This is a genomic window from Mycobacterium sp. GA-1199, from assembly GCF_001500045.1.
In the GTDB taxonomy this organism is placed as follows: Bacteria; Actinomycetota; Actinomycetes; order Mycobacteriales; family Mycobacteriaceae; genus Mycobacterium.
Genome location: NZ_LQIX01000012.1, coordinates 37,523 through 57,818, shown reverse-complemented (window position 1 = coordinate 57,818; position 20,296 = coordinate 37,523). Strand labels below are relative to the sequence as shown.

Here is a 20,296-nt window from a genome sequence, read left to right as displayed (position 1 = left end):
CGAGCGAGGTAACGAGCGAGCATCTGGCACCGAGCGAGGTAACGAGCGAGCATCTGGCACCGAGCGAGGTAACTCAGGCGCGCAGATAGTCGAGCTGCGCTTGGACGCTCCATTCGGCTACGTCCCACAGCTTCTCGTCGACGTCGGTATAGACGTGCTCGACGACCTGTCGCACGGTGGCGTCGTCGCCGAGCTCTCGCAACGCCGCGCGCACCTGGTCGAGCCGCTCTTCGCGGTGTGCCAGGTACATGTCGGTGACGGCTTCGAGGTCCGTGAGATCGGGCCCGTGTCCGGGCAGCACGGTGCGCGGCCCGAGGCCCCGCAGCCGCTGCAGTGACTCGAGGTAGTCGGCGAGACTGCCGTCCTCTTTGTCGATGACGGTCGTCCCGCGGCCCAGCACGGTGTCGGCCGTCAGCACCGCATCGTCGAGCAGGAACGACACCGAGTCCACGGTGTGCCCCGGGGTCGCCATCACGGTGATCCGCAGCCCGGCGGCCTCGATGACCTCGCCGTCGGTGAGCGGGCCGCCGAGGCCTCGCAGGAATCCGCTGCCCACGGAGCGCACCACCGCACCCGTGCGGTCGACGATCTTGTCGATGGCGCCGGTGTGGTCCTCGTGTTTGTGGCTGATCAGCACCAGCGCAATGGTGCCGAGTTCCGCGAGCCGCCCGATATGCTCGTCGTCATCGGGTCCGGGGTCGACGACGACCATCTCGTCGCTGCCGGGGCCGCGCAACACCCACGTGTTGGTGCCTTCCAGCGTCAACAAACCGGGGTTGTCGCACAGCAGCACTGAGGCAGTGTCGGTGACCGGACGCAGACGTCCGTACGTCGGATGCTCCGCCGTCACGCGACCTCCACGACCATTTCCACCTCGACCGGGGCGTCCCTGGGCAGCTCGGACACCCCGACCGCGGACCGGGCATGCGCGCCGGCCTCCCCGAACACCTCACCGAACAGTTCCGACGCGCCGTTGATCACACCCGGCTGACCGTGAAATCCAGGAGCGGAGGCGACGAACCCGACCACCTTGACCACCCGGGTCACCGCGTCGATGCCGACCAGCGAGTGCACCGCGGCCAGCGCGTTGAGCGCGCACACCCGGGCCAGCTCATGGCCCTGCTCGGGTGCCACCCCGCCGCCGACCTTCCCGGTGAGCACCAGCTCACCGTCACGGATCGGCAGCTGGCCCGCGGTGTAGACGAGGTTGCCGGTGCGTACCGCGGGCACGTAAGCCGCCAACGGCGCGACCAGCGGAGGCAGTTCGATGCCCAGCTCCGCCAGCCGCGCGGACCATGTCACTTGGGACGTTTGAGGTAGGCGACGTGCTGCTCACCCGTAGGTCCCGGCAGCACAGACACCAACTCCCAGCCGTCCTCGCCCCACTGATCGAGGATCTGCTTGGTGGCGTGGGTCAGCAGCGGAACGGTGGAGTATTCCCACCGGGTCGGTTCGGTCATGCGCCCGAGCTTATCTGTGGACCGCTACGGGCCGCGGACCTGCGGAGCGCCAAAGCCCGTTGGCTAGCATGCACGGGTGGCTTCCACTACCAATGGCGGTAGATCCGTCGGCTGGCCCTCCCGGCTGAGCAAGGCTCGCCTGCACTTCGTCACCGGCAAGGGTGGCACCGGCAAATCGACGATCGCCGCATCGCTGGCGTTGGCGCTGGCGGCTGGCGGCCGCAAGGTGCTGTTGGTGGAAGTCGAAGGGCGCCAAGGCATTGCGCAGTTGTTCGACGTGCCGCCACTGCCCTACCAGGAGGTCAAGATCGCGACCGCCGAGGGCGGCGGTCAGGTCAACGCGCTGGCCATCGACACCGAGGCCGCGTTCCTGGAGTACCTCGAGATGTTCTACAACCTGGGCCTGGCCGGGCGCGCGATGCGCCGGATCGGGGCCGTCGAGTTCGCGACCACGATCGCGCCGGGTCTGCGCGACGTGCTGCTGACCGGCAAGATACGCGAGATCGTGACCCGCGCCGAGAAGGGCAAACAGCCCGTCTACGACGCCGTCGTGGTCGATTCCCCGCCCACGGGTCGCATCGCGCGGTTCCTCGACGTCACCAAGGCGGTGTCGGATCTGGCCAAGGGTGGCCCGGTTCACGGCCAGGCCGAGAGCGTGGTCAAGGTGCTGCACTCCGATATGACCGCTATTCATCTGGTCACGCTGCTCGAGGCGCTGCCCATCCAGGAGACGCTGGAGGCCATCGACGAGCTGAAGGAACTCGACCTGCCCATCGGCAGCGTCATCGTCAACCGCAACATCCCCGCTTACCTGCCTGCCGATGCGTTGACCAAGGCGGCCGAAGGAGACATCGACGCCGACACCGTGCGCGCCGGGCTGACCGAGGCCGGAATCACGTTGTCGGACTCCGATTTCGCCGGCCTGTTGACCGAGACGATCCAGCACGCGACCCGGATCCAGGCGCGCGCCGAAAGCGCGGAGCAGCTCGACGCTCTGGACGTGGCGCGCCTGCAGTTGCCGCAGATCGTCGACGGTGTGGACCTCGGCAGCCTGTACGAACTCGCCGAAGAACTCGAACGCCAGGGGGTGCGATGATGAGTGCGACTCCACCGGCCCTCGATTTGGGCTCGATCCTCAAGGACACGTCGAACCGCGTCGTGGTGTGCTGCGGCGCGGGAGGCGTCGGCAAGACCACCACCGCGGCGGCGATGGCGCTGCGCGCGGCGGAGTACGGCAGGACCGTCGTGGTGCTGACCATCGACCCGGCCAAGCGCCTCGCCCAGGCGCTGGGCATCAAGACGCTCGGCAACACCCCCCAGCGGGTTCCGCTGGCCCCCGAGGTGTCGGGTGAACTGCACGCGATGATGCTCGACATGCGCCGCACATTCGACGAGATGGTCATCCAGTATTCGGGAACCCAACGGGCGCAGGAGATTTTGGACAACCAGTTCTATCAGACGGTGGCCACCTCGCTGGCCGGCACTCAGGAGTACATGGCCATGGAGAAGCTTGGCCAGCTGCTGGCCGAGGACCGGTGGGACCTGGTCGTCGTCGACACACCACCGTCACGCAACGCGTTGGACTTTCTGGACGCACCGAAACGGTTGGGCGGCTTCATGGACAGCAGGCTCTGGAAGCTGCTGCTGGGGCCCGGCCGGGGGATCGGCCGGTTGGTCACGGGCGCGATGGGGCTGGCGATGAAAGCGCTGTCCACAGTTCTCGGTTCGCAAATGCTCTCCGACGCAGCGTCTTTCGTGCAGTCCCTGGACTCGACGTTCGGCGGCTTCCGCGAGAAGGCCGACCGCACTTATGAATTGCTCAAGCGGCGCGGGACGCAGTTCGTGGTGGTCTCGGCGGCCGAACCGGACGCCCTTCGCGAGGCATCGTTCTTCGTCGACCGACTCTCCGAGGAGCACATGCCGCTGGCCGGTTTGATCCTCAACCGCACACACCCGATGCTGTGTGATCTACACGCCGAGAAGGCCGAAGAGGCCGCCGAGACCATCGAGAAGAGCGATCCGGAGTCGGTGACAGCAGCGGTGCTGCGGATTCACGCCGACCGGGCCATGACCGCCAAACGCGAGATCCGACTGCTGTCGCGCTTCACGGGGGCCAACCCGCACGTGCCGATCGTGGGCGTGCCCTCGCTGCCGTTCGACGTCTCGGACCTGGAGGCGCTGCGGGCGATCGCCGATCAGATCACCGGCGAGAGCGCCGCGTAGCGACCATTAGGCCGCCGCGGGTCAGACCGCGTTGCGGTGCTTGCGCTGGGCGTTGAAGAACTCCGCCCAGGAGACGACCTCGGGATGCTGCTTGAGCAGAGCGCGGCGTTGCCGTTCGGTCATTCCGCCCCAGACCCCGAACTCCACCCGGTTGTCGAGCGCGTCGGCACCGCACTCGAGAATCACCGGACAATGCCGGCAGATGACTGCGGCTTTGCGCTGTGCGGCCCCCCGCACGAACAGCTCATCAGGATCGGTCTGGCGGCATCGGGCTTGCGACACCCAGGCGATGCGGGCTTCGGCCTCGGCACCATGGACGACACTATGAGCCGACGACGTCATCGCGGTCCTGCGCACCGCGGGCCTCGTAGCTGACACCAGAGTTCCCTCCGTTCCAACCGCCCCCCGGTCAACACCGGTACGGCGCGATCCCTGGTAGTAGAGCGCTCATGCGATCTACGTCACATTGCGAGGGGTCAGTGTGACCTGTATCGCACTGTTCGACCAAATTAGATGGTCAAAGCCGTCTTGCGCAATACATGGAAACCCTCTTTTTTGGGACGACCGTGCCGTCAGGGTGCAAATTTGACGTCCTCGCCGCTCGGCGCGTTTTTGTGGTCCGGCGATCGCCCGTGAAGAGCCGACATTTTGCGACGTCGTTAGTCTGTACGTCATGCCGGACAGCCCACCGAGTGCACCGCCGACCCCGCCTCCGCGGGCGGTGACGGTGATCAAGCTCGCCTGGTGCGTTCTGCTGGCCAGCGTGATCACCGCGGCGTTGATGTTTCCGCTCGTCGGCGGCTTCGGCCTGGTGTCCAACCGGGCCTCCGACGTGGTGGCCAACGGTTCGGCGCAACTGGTCGAGGGTGAGGTGCCGCAGGTGTCGACGATGGTCGACGCCAAGGGCAACGTCATCGCCTGGCTGTACAACCAGCGCCGCTTCGAGGTGCCCACCGACCAGATCGCCAACACGATGAAGCTGGCGATCGTCTCGATCGAGGACAAGCGCTTCGCCGAACACAACGGCGTCGACTGGCAGGGCACGCTGACCGGTCTGTCCGGTTATCTGTCCGGCAATCTCGACACCCGCGGCGGTTCGACGATCGAGCAGCAGTACGTCAAGAACTACCAACTGTTGGTGATCGCCCAGACCGACGCCGAGAAGCGGGCCGCCATCGAAACCACCCCGGCCCGCAAACTGCGCGAGATCCGGATGGCGCTGACGCTGGACAAGACGTTCACCAAACCCGAGATCCTGACCCGTTATCTGAACCTGGTGTCTTTCGGTAACGGCGCCTTCGGCGTGCAGGACGCCGCGCAGACGTATTTCGGGATCAACGCCTCCGAGTTGAACTGGCAGCAGGCTGCTCTGTTGGCGGGCATGGTCCAGTCGACCAGCACGCTGAACCCCTACACCAACCCCGAAGGTGCGCTGGCGCGGCGAAACCTCGTGTTGGACACCATGATCCAGAACATCCCCGAGGAAGCAGAGGCGCTGCGGGCGGCCAAGGAGCAGCCGCTGGGCGTCCTGCCGCAGCCCAAGGAGTTGCCGCGCGGCTGTATCGCCGCCGGCGACCGCGCGTTCTTCTGCGACTACGCGCTGGAGTACCTTGCGCGCGCGGGCATCAGCAAGGAGCAGGTCGCCAGGGGCGGATACCTGATCAGAACCACCCTCGACCCAGACGTCCAGGGTCCGGTGAAGGCGGCGGTCAACCAGTTCGCGAGCCCGAACCTCGACGGCGTCGCCAGTGTGATGAGCGTGATCAAGCCCGGCAAGGAATCGCATCCGGTGCTGGCGATGGCCAGCAGCCGCACCTACGGACTCAACCTCGATGCCGGTGAGACCATGCAGCCCCAGCCGTTCTCCCTGGTCGGCGACGGCGCCGGTTCGACGTTCAAGCTGTTCACCACCGCGGCGGCCATGGAGATGGGGATGGGGATCAACGCCCAGCTCGACGTGCCCGCGCAGTTCCAGGCCAAGGGACTGGGCAGCAGCGACACCCCGGGTTGCCCGGCCGCGACCTGGTGTGTGAAGAACGCGGGCGGTTACCGCGGCACCATGAACATCACCGACGCGTTGGCCACCTCCCCCAACACGGCCTTCGCCAAACTGATCTCGCAGGTCGGTGTGCAGCGCAGCGTCGACATGGCGGTCCGGTTGGGACTGCGCTCCTACGCGTTGCCGGGTACCGCCCGCGACTACGACCCGGGCAGCAACGAGAGCCTGGCTGACTTCATCAAGCGGCAGAACCTCGGTTCGTTCGTGCTGGGACCGATAGAGATCAACGCGCTCGAGTTCTCCAACGTCGGAGCGACGCTGGCCTCCGGCGGCGTGTGGTGCCCGCCGAATCCGATCGCCCAGGTCATCGACCGACACGGCGAGGAGGTCTCGGTCACCACGGAGACCTGCGAGCAGGCGGTACCGGAGGGCCTGGCGAACACGCTGGCCAACGCCATGAGCAAGGACGACGAGGGAGCGGGCACCGCCGCGGCAGCGGCCGGGTCGGTCGGATGGGACCTGCCGATGTCAGGCAAGACCGGCACCACCGAGGCCCACCGCTCGTCGGCCTTCCTCGGCTTCACCAACACGCTCGCCGCCGGGAATTACGTCTACGACGACTCCACCGCGCCCGGCGAACTGTGCTCGTTCCCGCTGCGCAAGTGCGGGTACGGCGACCTGTACGGCGGTAACGAACCGGCCAGGACGTGGTTCGCCGCGATGAAGCCGATCGCCAACAACTTCGGCGAGGTCCGGCTGCCCCCGACGGATCCGCGCTACGTCGAGGGCGGTCCGGGTTCGCGGGTGCCCAGCGTTTCGGGCCTGACCGAGAGCGCCGCCCGCCAGCGGTTGCGCGACTCCGGCTTCCAGGTCGCCGACCAGGCGTCCTCGGTCAACAGCAATGCGCCGCGCGGCTCCGTCGTCGGCACGACGCCCGGCGGGCAGACGGTGCCGGGGTCGATCATCACGATCCAGGTCTCCAACGGCATTCCACCGGCACCGCCGCCGCCTCCGCCTGCGCCCGGCGGCATACCCGGACTTCCCGCGCCGGTCGGCCAGACGGTGGTCGAGATTCCCGGCCTGCCGCCGATCACCGTGCCCGTGTTGGGTCCGCCACCGCCCGCGCCACCACCGTGATCGATGTGCGGTTGGTTACGACCGAGCGGTCGGGAGCGCTCCGTCGGGGACACTGGCAGTAGGCTCTGCAGCATGTCCGCCCGTTCGACGACGATCCTGAAGAACTCCGCCGCGGCGTCCGCCGGCGCGCTGGTCGCCGGAATCGGCTACGCAGCGGTGATCGAACGCAATGCCTTCGCGGTGCGAGAAGTGACGATGCCGGTGCTGGCGCCCGGGTCCTCACCGCTGAAGGTGCTGCACATCAGCGACATCCACATGCGGCCCGGACAGCGGCGCAAGCAGGCCTGGCTGCGCGAACTCGTCGCGCTCGAGCCCGATCTGGTCGTCAACACCGGCGACAACCTCGCCCACCCCAAGGCCGTGCCCGCCGTGGTGCAGTCACTGTCGGAGTTGCTGTCGGTTCCGGGGCTGTTCGTGTTCGGCAGCAACGACTATTTCGGGCCGACGCCGAAGAACCCGCTCAACTACGTCACCCGCCCGGGCCATCGCGTTCACGGCGAACCGTTGCCGTGGCAGGACCTGCGGGCGGCGTTCACCGAGCGCGGCTGGCTGGACCTGACCCACACGCGCCGCGAGGTGGAGGTGCGGGGTCAGCTCATCGCCGCCGCTGGAGTCGACGACCCGCATTTGTCGCGGGACCGCTACGAGACCGTCGCCGGTGCGGCCAGTCCCGCCGCGAACCTCACGCTGGGGCTGACCCATTCGCCGGAGCCACGAGTCCTCGACCGGTTCGCGGCCGACGGCTATCAGCTGGTGATGGCCGGCCACACCCACGGCGGCCAGTTGTGCCTGCCGTTCTACGGCGCCCTCGTCACCAACTGCGGACTGGACCGTTCGCGGGCCAAGGGCCCGTCGCGCTGGGGTGCGCACACCCAGCTGCACGTCTCGGCGGGCATCGGCACCTCGCCGTACGCGCCGCTGCGGTTCTGCTGCCGTCCCGAGGCCACGCTGCTGACACTGGTCGCGGCGCCGACCGGCGGCCAGGACGCGGACGCTCGGGCGGGCACGTCCCATCCGAGCGTCGCGGTGCGGTGACCGACGGTGCGGTGAACGACAGGGTCCTCACCGCAAGCCGTAGTAGTCCTCGCGCGTGGGTCGACGACGCCGTCCGGTTTATCGAGGCCGACGCGCGCCGCAGCGCCGACACCCACTTGTTGCGCTATCCGTTGCCGTCCGCCTGGTGCGACGGGTGCGATCTGCAGCTGTACCTCAAGGACGAGTCGACGCATATCACGGGCAGCCTCAAGCATCGGCTGGCGCGGTCGCTGTTTCTCTACGCGCTGTGCAACGGGTGGATCGCCGAGGGCACCACGATCATCGAGGCGTCGTCGGGGTCGACGGCGGTGTCCGAGGCGTACTTCGCGGCGCTGCTCGGCCTGCCGTTCATCGCGGTGATGCCGTCATCGACGAGTGCCAGCAAGATCGCGCTGATCGAATCTCAGGGCGGCCGTTGCCATTTCGTCGCCGAATCCAGTCAGGTGTACGCCGAGGCCGAGCGGCTGGCCGAAGCGACCGGCGGGCACTACATCGATCAGTTCACCAACGCCGAGCGGGCCACCGACTGGCGCGGTAACAACAACATCGCCGAGTCGATCTTCGAGCAGATGCGAGACGAGGCGCACCCGGTGCCCGAGTGGATCGTGGTGGGCGCGGGCACCGGCGGGACGAGTGCCACCATCGGCCGCTACATCCGCTACCGCCGCTACGCCACCCGACTGTGTGTGGTCGACCCGGAGAACTCGGCCTTCTTCCCCTCCTACGCGCAGGGCCGCGGTGATGTCGTCACCGGTGTGTCGTCACGCATCGAGGGAATCGGCCGGCCACGGGTGGAGCCGTCGTTCCTGCCGGGCGTGGTCGACCGGATGGTCGTCGTGCCGGACGCCGCTTCGGTTGCCGCGGCCCGGCACGCCAGCACGGTGCTGGGCCGGCGGGTGGGCCCCTCGACCGGGACGAACCTGTGGGGGGCGTTCGGCCTGCTGGCCGAGATGAGGGACGAAGGTCGCAGCGGATCGGTGGTGACACTGCTGGCCGACAGCGGCGACCGCTATGCGGACACCTACTTCTGCGACGAGTGGCTGACCAGCCAGGGGCTCGAGCCTTCGGAGTTCGCGTCGGTGTTGACCGAGTTCGAACGCTCGGGACGCTGGTCCTGATCGTCGTCACCGCCGATCAGCGGACCGTCGGAGGTGAGGAAAAGCCACACCGCGGCGAGAACGAAGAAACCCAGGTAGATGGATGCGCCAAGACCAGTCATCTCGTCCTCGCTTCGTCGATTGCTTACATGATGGAGAACGCCACCGACATCCGGTTGCTTCCCGCGGCGTGTCGCAGATCACGGCTCGCCGACGTTGGGATCGGTTCCTTATCGCTGCCGCTTTCTTGTCGCGTTCGCGAGGCGTACACCACGGTCGCGGTACTGCGTGAGATACCGCCCTGGTGTACGTCTCGCGAACGGGGAAAGCGAGTGACCGTGCAGAGCGCCGCCGCCCCTAGGCGTTTGGCTTGGCGGCCCGCCGGTGCGATACGCTGTCGTGGCTTCACGCGGGGTGTGGCGCAGCTTGGTAGCGCGCTTCGTTCGGGACGAAGAGGTCGTGGGTTCGAATCCCGCCACCCCGACAAGAAGGCATCGGCTCCAGAGTCACTGTGAGCCGAGCGACTCCCCGGCCGAACATACGTTTGACCGGCGCGTATGAGGGTATGGAAGAGGACGTGACTCTCCCGTCGACGCTAGTCGAACCTGCCCTGCCGAAGGCCGTCGGACCGTTGTCGGCCGCCGTCATCGAACTGCTGCAGCGCGGCCGCCCGTCGTTGCCCCTGCGTCCCATCGACGTTCCGATGTTCGACGCCGACCCCTACGGCCTCGACCTTCAGCTCGCCCTCTACATCTGCTACGAGCTGCACTATCGCGGCTTCGCCGGTGTGAGCCCGCGCTGGGAGTGGAACCCCGCGCTGCTGCACCTTCGCGGCCGGTTCGAGGAGGCATTCCTGGACGCGGTGCGCCAGGACGTCGGCGAGATCGCCGAGGGGGAGACTGCAGAAGCCGAGATGGACAAGCTGTCCATCGAACCGGTCGACGGCGAGGGTCCGTCATACTTCCTGCGCGACAAGGGCACCTGGGAGCAGATGCTCGAATACTTCGTGCACCGCTCGGTGTACCACCTCAAAGAGGGCGACCCGCATGCGTGGACCATCCCCCGCCTGGCCGGACACTCGAAGGCGGCATTCGTCGCGGTCGAGTTCGACGAATTCGGCGGTGGCCGTGGCGAACACGTGCACCAGCACCTGTACGCGCAGTTGATGGACGCGGCTGGGCTCGACCCGTCCTACCTCGGCTACCTCGACAACGTCTCCGCCGACGCGTTGGCGTCGGTGAACCTGATGTCGCTGTTCGGCTTGCACCGCGACCTGCGCGGCGCGTCGATCGGACATTTCGCGTCGACGGAGATCACGTCATCACCTGGCTCGCGGCGGTTGGTGGACGCGTTGCGCCGCATGGGCGCACCCGACGCCTGCGTGGCGTTCTACCACGAACATGTGGTGGCCGATGCCGTCCACGAGCAGGTGGTCCGGACCGACGTCGTCGGTGACCTCGTCGCCAGGGAACCGCACCTGGACCGCGACGTGGTATTCGGCATGCGGGCGTTGGAAGTGGTCGAGGGCCGCCTGGCCACGCACCTGATGAACTGCTGGACCGAGAACCGCTCGTCGCTACGCAGGCCGCTGAGCTGACGCGACTTTGTCGGCAGGCGCGTCGCGCCTAGCGGACGTGTCGGCACGCTTACGACACCGGTGACTGGTGTCGCACAACGGATAATCCTTGCTACGCCGGCACGTGCAGACCGCGACCATGAACCGGTCCGACTCGATGACTTGGCCGTCGGGCATCTCGATGCGCACCGGCCCCTGCACCATGAGCGGGCCGTTGGGCACCACACGCACGGTGCGCGGTTCGGCATCGCTCATGGCTTGTCCGCCCGGATCACGAGCAGCTCCTCTTCGCGACGGCCGGGTTCGAGGCGGCCGCATTCCTCGAGCCACAACGCCCTCGATGACAGCACGGGACCAAACGGAATCCATTGCCGTGCAACTATTTCGGTGTCAAGACCGGCGCTGGCGAGCGCGCCCAGCGTCTGGCGCGGATCGGCGAACTCCGACTGCACCAACAGTAGGCTGCCTCCGTGGTCGAGAAGGTCGGGCACCGTGGCGCACAACGGGTCGAGTACGAGCCGGCCGTCGCATCCGGCATCCCACGCCCGAGGCGGCCCCACATATTCGGGGAGCGGCTCGCATTCGGCGCTCGGATCGTGCGGCACATACGGCGGGTTGCAGACGATCAGATCGAAGGGGCCGAATTCGACTGCGCGCGCCCATGATCCGAGGTGCACGTCGACGTCGGCTCCCGACGCCATCGCGTTTGCCCGCGCACACCGCACCGCACGCTGGCAGATGTCGAAGGCGGTCACCGATGCGGCGCCCTGCTCGGCCGCCCCAATGGCGACGACGCCGCTGCCGGTGCACAAGTCGACCACGTGCCGGCCGCGTGCCAGCGCCATATTGTCCATGACCTCGATGAGCAGCTGCGAATCTTCCTGCGGCGCGTAGACGCCCTCATCCGCGACCAGCGGTCCACGGACATCGGTGTATGCGGTTGTCACGACGGCCTTTCGACAGGGTCTTCTGCTGCGTACTGCAGCACTGCGCGGAATTAATGCCCGGTATCGGGGCTGTTGAAACGTGGCCGCTCGTTTTGCTGCGTCCCCGCGCGGGCACTCGTCTACCGTGCAAGCCTCCGATATAGCCTCGCTTCCCATCCGCTTCGGCGCCGCCCTTCGCGATCGGCGGCTGTTCCATCCCTCGGGGGTGATGGCCGAGGGGGTCCTCGAACGCGTCGCGCCCGATGGTGAAGGGCTGCCGATGAACTCCTGCGACGTCATCGCACGGGTCTCCAAGGGTGTCGGCCTGCCCGGCTCTACTCCCGACGTCGCCGGTCTGGCGTTCCGGATCCCGCCGCCGCCGGATCTTCGGGCCTGCAGCCCGTGGGATGTGTTGTTGGCGTCGACGATCTCGGGGACGCGCGTCGGGCTGGCCCCCGTCCTGTCGTGGTCCGGGGCGACCTTCTCCAGCTTGATGCCGTTGCGGTACCACGATGCCCTGTGGTGGGTGCGGGCCCGGCTGGCCACCCGGGTCGAGGCGGCGGGGCTGTCGCTCGATGCCATAGAAAAGCAGATCGACGCGACCGGACTGACCTTCAACATCGACCAGGCGCCGGTCAGGGGAGGATTCCGCCCGCTGGCCCGGTTGACGCTTCGCCACGTCGACCCGAGCTGTGACGACATCGCGTTCGACCCCGCCCTGCACAGCGACCCCGAGGTCGAGTTGGCGCCGCGCTGGCTCGGCGACTTCCGGCGCTCGGCCTACAAGCGCAGCAGGCAGGGCCGCGACGCCGAGTGATCAGGCCGTAGGCTCCCCGCCGGACTCCGCGACGTCCGGGGCGTTCTCGCGGGTCGCCATGCCGCCGTCGCCGCCCTCGTCCTTCGGTCCCGTGCGTTGCGCCTTGCGCTTGTCGCGCTCGTCGGCGTCGTCGTCGTCGTAGATGCCTTTTCCGGTCGGCATATCGGTCCCTTCTAGTTGGCTGCGGTCCGCAGCTTGTCCAGCAGCGGCGTTGCCGCTTCCTTGAGGAACTGCTCTTGACCCTCGTCGCCGATCTGCACGAGCGCGATGTCGGTGAAGCCGGCTTCCCAGTACTTGCTGACCGCTTCGACGATCGCATCGAGATCGGGTCCGCAGGGGATGGACTCGGCCACGTCGTCCGGGCGCACGTATTGCGTCGCGCCGTCGAAGCCGGCGGTTGTCGGAAGGTCGGAGTTGACGGCCCACCCGCCGCTGAACCACCTGAACTGGTCGTGCGCGCGGCGCACCGCGGCGTCCTTGTCGGTGTCCCAGCAGATCGGGATCTGCCCGACGACGCGCACGTCACCGGGCAGGCCGGTGGCGCGCCGGGCATCGTGCCACGCATCGACGAGATCCTTGTTCGGCTCGACCGCGATCAGGTGGTCGGACAGCGGCGCGAACGTCTCGACCGACCGCTCACCCGAGACGGCGGTGGCGATGGCGACCGGCGTTTCCGGCAGGTCCCACAGCCGCGCCGAGTCGACCTCGAAATACTCGCCCTTCCAGTCGACGAGGTCGCCGGTGAACAGCTCGCGGATGATCTGTATCGCTTCGCGCAGCATCTCCTGGCGGCGCGCCACCGTCGGCCAGCGCTTGCCGACGACGTGCTCGTTGAGATTCTCCCCGCTGCCCAGGCCGAGCGTGAAACGGCCGTCGGCGAGGATCTGCAGTGTCGCGGCCTTCTGCGCGACGACCGCGGGGTGGTAGCGCATCGTGGGGCAGGTGACGTAGGTGAACAACTCGACACGCTCGGTGACATGGGCGACCGCGCCCAGCACCGACCACGCGTACGGCGCATGTCCCTGTGCGGACAGCCACGGGAAGTAGTGGTCGGAGGACACCTCGAAGTCGAATCCGGCCTGTTCGGCCGAAACCGCATAGCGGACAAGTTCTTTTGGCCCGCTCTGCTCTGTCATCAGGGTGTATCCGAACCGCGTCATGGGTCGGGGGTACCCGAGCCTCAGCCGGCGAAAACGATTGCCGCGCCCGCTACAGCCTGGCCTTAACCGCCGCGGAGAGTCGCGCACCGTCGGCCTTGCCGGCCGCGATGGCGGTCGCGGCCTTCATCACCAGCCCCATCTGCTTGGTGCCGGGCCGCTCACCGAGGTCCTCGGCGACCTGTGCGATCGCGGTGTCGGCGACGTCGGCCAGTTCGGCTTCGGTCAGCGGCGTCGGCAGGTACTCGTCGATGACCTGGGCCTCGGCGTGCTCATTGGCGGCCAGGTCGCCGCGACCGTTCTGCGTGTAGATCACCGCGGATTCGCCGCGCTTCTTGGATTCCTTGGCCAGCACCTTGAGCACCTCGGCGTCGGACAGTTCACGCGACTCTTTACCGGCAACCTCCTCGGTGGTGATCGCGGCGAGCAGCATCCGCAGTGTCGCGGTGCGCAGCTTGTCCTGCGACTTCATGGCCGTCGTGAGGTCGGCCCGCAACCGTTCCTTGAGTTCGCCCATGAGCCAAAGCTACCCGCGCTCGACCGTCGCAACCGTCCGACGGCGTTGTCAATTCGCACTGTCATCGACAGGATGGTGGCCATGAGCACCGACGCCGGCGGGTCCGGTTTTGCAGGCCCACCGCCGCCGGGCTATCCCCCTCCGGGCTACGCGCCACCGCCGGGGTACGGCCCGCCTCCGGGCTACGGTTCACCTCCTGGGTACGGCCCACCGGGTTACGGACCTCCACCGGGTTACGGACCTCCACCGGGCTATGGCCCACCGGGTTACGGACCTCCGGGTTACGGGCCGCCTGCGCTCAAGCCGGGTGTCATCGCTCTGCGCCCCCTGACCCTGTCGGACATCTTCAACGGCGCGGTCGGATACATCCGGGCCAATCCGAAAGCGACGCTCGGGTTGACGACCATCGTGGTGGTCGTCACCCAACTGGTCGCGCTGATCCTGTCCGTCGGCCCGCTGGCCGTCGGCGGGCGGTTGATCCCCACGCTCAGCGGTGAGGAGGAGGTGTCGGCGGGCGTGCTGGCGAGCACCATGCTGTCGAGCCTCGCCGGGTCGGTCGCGACGGGGCTGTCCGCAATCCTGCTGAGTGGTCTGCTCACGGTCGTCGTGGGCAGGGCCGTATTCGGCTCCGGAATCACCATCGGGCAAGCGTGGCAACGGCTTCGGGGCCGGCTCTGGGCGCTGATCGGCTTCTCCGTCTTGGAGGTCCTCGGTGCGATGCTGTTGATCGCCGTGGTCGTCGGCTTCATCTTCGCAGTGGGGGCCGCGGCGGGCGGCGCGGCCGCAGTTCTCATCGGTATCCCGTTGGTACTGGCACTGATTGCGGCGCTGGTGTACCTGGGGACGATGCTGACGTTCACTCCGGTCATCATCGTCCTCGAGCGACTCGGCATCATCGAGGCGGTCAAGCGGTCCTTCGCCTTGATCAAGCGGGACTTCTGGCGGGTCTTGGGCATTCGCCTGCTCGCGGTGATCGTTGCGCAACTCGTCGCCGGTGCCGTCGCGTTCCCGTTCAGTCTGGGCGGGCAGATAATCCTCATGGCGGCCACGACCACGACGGCCGCGCTGTTCGCCTTGGTCCTGCTGTCCGTCGGGGGCGCGATCGGCCAGATCATCACCGCCCCCTTCAGCGCCGGTGTGGTCGCGCTGCAGTACACCGACGCTCGTATCCGCAGGGAGGCCTTCGATCTGGTGCTGCAGACCGGCGCCGGCTACGGACCCACCGCCCCGTCCGACTCCACCGACCATCTGTGGCTGACCCGCCAGACCTGACGTGCCGACAGTAGACATCGACAGTGATGCCGCGCACGATGCGGCGCAGCGCGAGCTCGCAAAGCCGATATACCCCAAGCCTTCCCTGACCGACCGCTTCAGCGAATGGATCGACGATCTGATCTACCGGCTGGCCGCGGAGGGCGCGTCGATACCGGGCGGCTGGGTGACGATCACGGTCCTGCTGATCCTCGTGGCCATTGGAGTGGTCGCGGCGATCCGGATCGGGCGCCGGACCATGCGAACGGCCCGCGGCCACGCCGAGGCGTTGTTCGGCGAGCACGACATGACCGCCGCGCAGCATCGCGCGGCGGCGGAACAGTGCGCGACGACAGCGGACTGGGCCGCGGCCATCCGGCACCGGCTGCGCGCCGTCGCCCGACAGTTGGAGGAGACCGGTGTGCTCGACCCGGTCCCCGGCCGCACCGCAACCGAGCTCGCGCGTGACGCCGGCCGAGAGCTTCCCCATCTGATGGATGAACTCTCCTCTGCGGCAACCGCATTCAATGACGTCACTTATGGCGAGATGCCGGGCACCGAGTCGGCCTACCGGCTGGTCGCCGATCTCGACGACCACGTGAGGTCGCGCGCTCCGGTGGCCGCCGCCACCGCTGCCGCGCCTGCCGCGACGGACGGGTGGGCCGAGGTCCGATGACCACCGACACCGCCCTGGAGCCCACGCTGCGCACACGATGGCGTCGAGCGCGCTGGATCGTGTTGGCACTGGCCGTCATCGTCGCGATCGCCGTTCTCAGCGCCTATCTGACCGCGCCACGTCCCGGCGGCTGGATGGACCCGAACTCCACCGGACCGGACGGGACGCGCGCCTTGATGACGCTGCTGCGGGAGAACGGTGTCGATGTCGTCGAAGCACCTGACGTGGCCGCGGTGGAGGCGGCCGCCCGTCCCGACACCCTGCTGGTCGTGGTGCAGACCTACCACCTCGTCGACGACGCCGTGCTCGAACGCCTCGCACGCGTACCGGGTGATCGCCTGCTGGTACAACCCAACTCACGCACCCGCGAGGCCCTGGCGCCTGAGGTGAAGCTGAGTGGGGCCACCACGTTCGGCGGTGGCGAGCGCCCGGACTGTGATCTTCGGGAGGCCACCCGCGCCGGGGCCGTCCAGTTCAGCGTGAGCGACGCCTACGAGGCCTCCGGTGAGGACATCGACCTGACCCGCTGCTACGAGGGCGCATTGGTCCGCTACACCGCCGATGGCCGGGATATCACGCTGGTCGGCGATTCCGGGTTCATGACGAACCGCGGATTGCCCAAGGCCGGTAACGCGGCGCTCGCGATGAACCTCGCAGGCACGAACCCGCGCATGATCTGGTATGCGCCGCAGGTCACCGAGGGCGAATCCGATGGCGCGGCAAGCCTGTTCGACCTCGCACCCGACCACGTGAGCTGGGTGATGTGGCAGCTGGTCGCGGTGGTCGTGCTGCTGGCGCTCTGGAAGGGCCGCCGCATCGGTCCACTGGTCGCCGAACGCCTGCCCGTCGTCGTGCGAGCCTCCGAAACCGTGGAGGGACGCGGCCGGCTCTACCGCTCGCGTCGTGCCCGCGACAGTGCGGCAGACGCGCTGCGCACCGCGGCGCTGCAGCGCATGCAGCCCCGCCTCGGCCTGGGCGTCAACCCCGACCCGGCCGCGCTGGTCCAGGCCGTCGCCGCGCACAGCGGCGTCCATCCCCAGACGGCCGCGCACATCTTGTTCGGTCCGCCGCCCGGCGACGACGCCGAACTGGTCGATCTCGCACGCGCACTCGACAACATCGAAAGGCAGGTCGCACACTCGTGACTCAGGCAGGCGGAAACGATTCGGCGCGAACCGCATTGCTGGCGCTTCGCGCCGAGATAGCCAAGGCGGTCGTCGGACAGGACGCCGTCGTCAGCGGACTGGTGATCGCGCTGTTGTGCCGCGGTCATGTTCTCCTCGAGGGAGTTCCCGGTGTCGCCAAGACGCTGCTGGTGCGCACGCTGGCCTCGGCGCTGCAGCTGGACTTCAAACGCCTGCAGTTCACGCCCGACCTGATGCCCGGTGATGTCACCGGCTCACTGATCTACGACGCACGCACCGCGGAATTCGAGTTCCGTTCCGGACCCGTCTTCACCAACCTGCTGCTGGCCGACGAGATCAACCGCACGCCGCCCAAGACGCAGGCCGCACTGCTGGAGGCCATGGAAGAACGTCAGGTCAGTGTGGAGGGCCAAGCCCGTCCCCTGCCTGATCCGTTCATCGTTGCGGCCACGCAGAACCCGATCGAGTACGAGGGCACTTACCAACTGCCGGAGGCGCAGCTGGACCGTTTCCTGCTCAAGCTCACGGTGCCGTTGCCGACACGCGAGCAGGAGGTCGCGATCCTGAACCGGCACGCCCACGGCTTCGATCCCAGAGACCTGTCCGACGTGCGGCCCGTCGCCGGAGCGGCGGAGTTGGCCGCCGGGCGGGCCGCCGTGCGCCAGGTCCTGGTCGCCGACGAGGTGCTCGGCTACATCGTCGACATCTGCGCCGCGACAAGGCATTCGCCGTCGCTGCAGTTGGGAGTTTCGCCACGCGGGGCGACAGCTCTGTTGGCGACGGCCAAGTCGTGGGCCTGGCTGTCGGGGCGCAACTACGTCACCCCCGACGACGTGAAGGCGATGGCCCGTTCGACGCTGCGTCACCGCATCCAACTGCGGCCGGAGGCGGAGTTGGAAGGCGTCACACCCGACGGCGTGCTCGACGGGATCCTCGCGGCAGTACCGGTGCCGCGCTAGTGATCCTCACCGGACGCTCCGCGCTGGTCGCACTGGTCTGCGTCCTGCCGATCGCGGTCTCTCCTCAGCCGGCGTCCACGTTCGCCGTCCTGCTCGGTGCGCTCGTCGTACTGATCGCGCTCGACACCGCACTGGCCGGAGACACCCGCCGCGTGCGGTTCACCCGGTCCGGCGACACCACCGCCCGGCTGGGCCAGGACGTCACGGTGGCGCTGCTGATCGAGAACGCCGGCAAACGCCGAATCAAGGGTGTCGTGCGTGACGCGTGGCCGCCGAGCACGCGGGCCCATCCGCGTGTTCATCCGGTGAATCTGGCTGCGGGTCAACGAAGTCGAGTCGAGACGACATTGCAGCCCGTACGACGCGGCGACCAGGAGTCATCGTTGGTGACGGCTCGCGCGACCGGACCGCTCGGGCTGGCCGGACGGCAGAGCTCGCACCGGGTGCCGTGGCGGGTCCGGATTCTGCCGCCGTTCCTGTCGCGCAAGCACCTTCCCGCTCGGCTGGCCAAACTCCGTGAACTGGAGGGCAATACACCCGTCCTCATTCGGGGGCAGGGCACGGAGTTCGACTCGCTGCGTGAATACGTGATCGGCGACGACGTCAGGTCGATCGACTGGCGCGCCTCTGCCCGCCGCGCCGACGTCGTGGTCAGGACGTGGCGCCCGGAACGGGACCAGCGTGTGGTGATCGTGCTCGACACCGGTCGCACCTCGGCGGGCCGCGTCGGCATCGATCCCACCTCGAACGACCCGTCGGGGTGGCCGCGGCTGGACTGGTCCATGGACGCCGCGCTGCTGCTGGCCGCGCTGGCCTCGCGCGCGGGTGACCACGTCGACTTCCTGGCCCACGACCGCGTCACCAGGGCCGCCGTGTTCAACGCCTCACGCACCGACCTTCTGGCTCAGCTGGTCGCTGCGATGGCGCCGATCGAGCCGGCGCTGATCGAGTCCGACGCGGGCGCGATGGTGGCAGCGGTGCTGCGCCGCGTCCGCAGGCATGCGCTGGTGGTGTTGCTCACCGACTTGAACGCGTCGGCGCTGGACGAGGGCCTGATGACCGTGCTTGGGCAGCTGACGGCCAAGCACGCGGTGCTCGTGGCCGCGGTGGCCGACCCCCGGGTCGAGGCGCTTGCCGCCGGCCGCGCCGACGCCCCGCAGGTCTACGCGGCGGCGGCAGCCGAACGAGCGCGCAACGAGCGGCGTGCCATCGGGTCTCGCTTGCGGCGCCGCGGCGTCGATGTGGTCGACGCCGCACCCGAGGAGCTGGCGCCCGCCTTGGCCGACCACTACCTGGCGCTGAAGGCCACCGGCCGGCTCTAGCCGATCGGTACGACGTCGGGCGCGTCCTCGACGTCTCCGGTCTCACCGGCGCGCTCGGCCTTTCGCCCGTAGTAGAAGATGTAGCCGAGGAACGCGATCTCGGCGGCCACACCGATGGCGATGCGCGCCGCGGTCGGTAACGGCGAGGGCGTCACGAGCGCCTCGATGAGGCCGGAGATCAACAGGATCGCCACCAGACCGCCGGCCACCGCGCCGATCGCGCGACCCTGCTCGGCGAGCACCTGTCCCCGTGGCCGGTCACCCGGTGAGATCACGTTCCAGCCCAGCCGCATCCCCGCCCCGGCCGCCAGGAACACCGCGGTCAGCTCGAGCAGACCGTGCGGAGTGATCAGGCCGAGGAAGATGTCGCCTTTGCCCGCACCGAACATCAGACCCGCCGCCACCCCCAGGTTGGCGGCGTTCTGGAGAATCACGTAGGGGATGGGAATGCCGAGCAGAATCGCAAACCCGAGGCACTGCAACGCAATCCAGGCGTTGTTCACCCAAACCTGCAGTGCGAACGAGCCTGCCGGGTGCTCGCTGTAATACGCCGCGAAGTCGTTGTTGACCATCTGGTCGATCTCGTCGGCCGTTCCGATCATGGCTCGCACTTCCGGGCTGCCCGAAACCCACACCGCGATCAGGGCGGCCACCGCGAAGAACGCGACGGCGGTGCTCAGCCACCACCACCGCGACCGGTAGGCGACGACCGGGAACGACACCGTCCAGAACCGCAGAAACTCACGCCACAGCGGGGCGTGGGCGCCCGTCACCGCGGCTCGCGCCTGCGCGACCAGCCCCGAAAGCCGGCCGATGACCACGGGGTCCGCGTTCGCGGTGCGCACGATCGACAGATGCGTCGACACACGCTGGTAGAGGTCGACCAGCTCGTCGACTTCGGGGCCGGTGAGCTGTCGACGCCGCTTGATCAGGTGCTCGAGCCGGTCCCACGTCGGACGGTGCGCGAGCACGAACGCGTCGACATCCACGCGCGCAATC

22 protein-coding genes and 1 tRNA gene are annotated in these 20,296 nt (G+C 68.1%); 13 read left to right on the top strand and 10 right to left on the bottom strand.

Annotated elements, in window-relative coordinates; genetic code table 11:
• Positions 1-73: 73 nt before the first annotated feature.
• Genes AU198_RS09275 through sp36 form a run of 3 tightly spaced genes read right to left on the bottom strand, consistent with a single transcriptional unit; the run spans position 74 to position 1,460 of the window.
• Positions 74-850: an MBL fold metallo-hydrolase gene (locus tag AU198_RS09275; protein WP_064347811.1), complete on the bottom strand. Its 777-nt coding sequence runs from the start codon at positions 848-850 to the stop codon at positions 74-76.
• Positions 847-1,302 (bottom strand): RidA family protein, encoded by a 456-nt coding sequence (locus tag AU198_RS09270; protein WP_064347810.1) that lies wholly within the window; start codon positions 1,300-1,302, stop codon positions 847-849. Before AU198_RS09270 ends, AU198_RS09275 begins: the two co-directional genes overlap by 4 nt.
• Positions 1,299-1,460 carry a Sp36 family protein gene (gene sp36, locus AU198_RS26135; protein WP_109747120.1) on the bottom strand — a complete coding sequence of 54 codons (162 nt, stop codon included), beginning with the start codon at positions 1,458-1,460 and terminating at the stop codon, positions 1,299-1,301. The genes AU198_RS09270 and sp36 overlap by 4 nt, the downstream gene beginning before the upstream one ends.
• A gap of 76 nt (positions 1,461-1,536) precedes the next feature.
• On the opposite strand from sp36, the gene bagA reads away from it, so the two are divergent.
• A complete protein-coding gene (gene bagA, locus AU198_RS09265; protein ID WP_064347808.1) occupies positions 1,537-2,556 on the top strand; it encodes an ATPase BagA in 1,020 nt (339 codons plus the stop codon).
• Entirely contained in the window at positions 2,556-3,683 is a 1,128-nt protein-coding gene (bagB, locus tag AU198_RS09260; protein ID WP_064347806.1) for an ATPase BagB, read from the top strand. Before bagA ends, bagB begins: the two co-directional genes overlap by 1 nt.
• 21 nt (positions 3,684-3,704) lie before the next feature.
• Here the strand turns inward: bagB and AU198_RS09255 are convergent, their stop codons facing one another.
• Complete coding sequence (locus AU198_RS09255; protein WP_064347805.1) at positions 3,705-4,061, bottom strand: WhiB family transcriptional regulator; 357 nt, start codon at positions 4,059-4,061, stop codon at positions 3,705-3,707.
• 295 nt (positions 4,062-4,356) lie between these two features.
• Here AU198_RS09255 and ponA2 point away from each other — a divergent pair, with 295 nt between their 5' ends.
• The 5 genes from ponA2 to AU198_RS09230 all read left to right on the top strand — a co-directional run bounded on the left by ponA2 (position 4,357) and on the right by AU198_RS09230 (position 10,548).
• Positions 4,357-6,819, top strand: coding sequence for a transglycosylase/D,D-transpeptidase PonA2 (ponA2, locus tag AU198_RS09250; RefSeq protein WP_064347803.1), 2,463 nt, complete (start codon positions 4,357-4,359; stop codon positions 6,817-6,819).
• Positions 6,820-6,891: 72 nt separating this feature from the next.
• Positions 6,892-7,854: a metallophosphoesterase gene (locus tag AU198_RS09245; protein WP_064347802.1), complete on the top strand. Its 963-nt coding sequence runs from the start codon at positions 6,892-6,894 to the stop codon at positions 7,852-7,854.
• Positions 7,855-7,865: 11 nt separating this feature from the next.
• Positions 7,866-8,972: an L-cysteine desulfhydrase Cds1 gene (cds1, locus tag AU198_RS09240; protein WP_064348174.1), complete on the top strand. Its 1,107-nt coding sequence runs from the start codon at positions 7,866-7,868 to the stop codon at positions 8,970-8,972.
• A 389-nt stretch (positions 8,973-9,361) separates the two neighbouring features.
• A tRNA-Pro gene (locus tag AU198_RS09235) sits at positions 9,362-9,435 on the top strand.
• Positions 9,436-9,528: 93 nt separating this feature from the next.
• The gene (locus tag AU198_RS09230; protein ID WP_197416071.1) at positions 9,529-10,548 is read left to right on the top strand and encodes an iron-containing redox enzyme family protein; all 1,020 of its coding nucleotides are present in this window, start codon (positions 9,529-9,531) and stop codon (positions 10,546-10,548) included.
• On the opposite strand, the gene AU198_RS09225 is transcribed toward AU198_RS09230, so the two are convergent.
• Together AU198_RS09225 and AU198_RS09220 are read right to left on the bottom strand one after the other, a co-directional pair.
• A complete protein-coding gene (locus AU198_RS09225) occupies positions 10,528-10,782 on the bottom strand; it encodes a CDGSH iron-sulfur domain-containing protein (protein ID WP_064347798.1) in 255 nt (84 codons plus the stop codon). The genes AU198_RS09230 and AU198_RS09225 overlap by 21 nt on opposite strands.
• Positions 10,779-11,474, bottom strand: a complete 696-nt coding sequence (locus tag AU198_RS09220; RefSeq protein WP_064347797.1) for a HemK2/MTQ2 family protein methyltransferase — start codon at positions 11,472-11,474, stop codon at positions 10,779-10,781. The genes AU198_RS09225 and AU198_RS09220 overlap by 4 nt, the downstream gene beginning before the upstream one ends.
• A gap of 124 nt (positions 11,475-11,598) precedes the next feature.
• On the opposite strand from AU198_RS09220, the gene AU198_RS09215 reads away from it, so the two are divergent.
• Entirely contained in the window at positions 11,599-12,270 is a 672-nt protein-coding gene (locus AU198_RS09215) for a hypothetical protein (RefSeq protein ID WP_064347795.1), read from the top strand.
• Here the strand turns inward: AU198_RS09215 and AU198_RS26395 are convergent, their stop codons facing one another.
• From AU198_RS26395 to AU198_RS09205, 3 genes are read right to left on the bottom strand one after another with little or no spacing between them, the layout of a single operon-like run.
• Entirely contained in the window at positions 12,271-12,432 is a 162-nt protein-coding gene (locus AU198_RS26395; protein ID WP_164674022.1) for a hypothetical protein, read from the bottom strand.
• A gap of 11 nt (positions 12,433-12,443) precedes the next feature.
• Positions 12,444-13,430, bottom strand: coding sequence for an LLM class F420-dependent oxidoreductase (locus AU198_RS09210; RefSeq protein WP_064347794.1), 987 nt, complete (start codon positions 13,428-13,430; stop codon positions 12,444-12,446).
• A gap of 49 nt (positions 13,431-13,479) precedes the next feature.
• Positions 13,480-13,944 (bottom strand): GatB/YqeY domain-containing protein, encoded by a 465-nt coding sequence (locus AU198_RS09205; RefSeq protein WP_064347793.1) that lies wholly within the window; start codon positions 13,942-13,944, stop codon positions 13,480-13,482.
• 81 nt (positions 13,945-14,025) lie between these two features.
• Between AU198_RS09205 and AU198_RS09200 the strand changes: the two genes are divergently transcribed.
• The 5 genes from AU198_RS09200 to AU198_RS09180 are packed head-to-tail and all read left to right on the top strand — an operon-like array spanning position 14,026 to position 19,297.
• Positions 14,026-15,216, top strand: coding sequence for a glycerophosphoryl diester phosphodiesterase membrane domain-containing protein (locus AU198_RS09200; RefSeq protein ID WP_197416069.1), 1,191 nt, complete (start codon positions 14,026-14,028; stop codon positions 15,214-15,216).
• Between the two features lies 1 nt (position 15,217).
• Entirely contained in the window at positions 15,218-15,871 is a 654-nt protein-coding gene (locus AU198_RS09195; protein WP_064347790.1) for a DUF4129 domain-containing protein, read from the top strand.
• Complete coding sequence (locus AU198_RS09190) at positions 15,868-17,016, top strand: DUF4350 domain-containing protein (protein WP_064348173.1); 1,149 nt, start codon at positions 15,868-15,870, stop codon at positions 17,014-17,016. The genes AU198_RS09195 and AU198_RS09190 overlap by 4 nt, the downstream gene beginning before the upstream one ends.
• Positions 17,013-17,975, top strand: a complete 963-nt coding sequence (locus AU198_RS09185; RefSeq protein WP_064347788.1) for an AAA family ATPase — start codon at positions 17,013-17,015, stop codon at positions 17,973-17,975. Before AU198_RS09190 ends, AU198_RS09185 begins: the two co-directional genes overlap by 4 nt.
• The gene (locus AU198_RS09180; RefSeq protein ID WP_064347786.1) at positions 17,975-19,297 is read left to right on the top strand and encodes a DUF58 domain-containing protein; all 1,323 of its coding nucleotides are present in this window, start codon (positions 17,975-17,977) and stop codon (positions 19,295-19,297) included. Before AU198_RS09185 ends, AU198_RS09180 begins: the two co-directional genes overlap by 1 nt.
• On the opposite strand, the gene AU198_RS09175 is transcribed toward AU198_RS09180, so the two are convergent.
• A complete protein-coding gene (locus AU198_RS09175; RefSeq protein ID WP_064347784.1) occupies positions 19,294-20,286 on the bottom strand; it encodes a stage II sporulation protein M in 993 nt (330 codons plus the stop codon). The two genes, AU198_RS09180 and AU198_RS09175, sit on opposite strands and share 4 nt — an antisense overlap.
• Positions 20,287-20,296 lie beyond the last annotated feature (10 nt).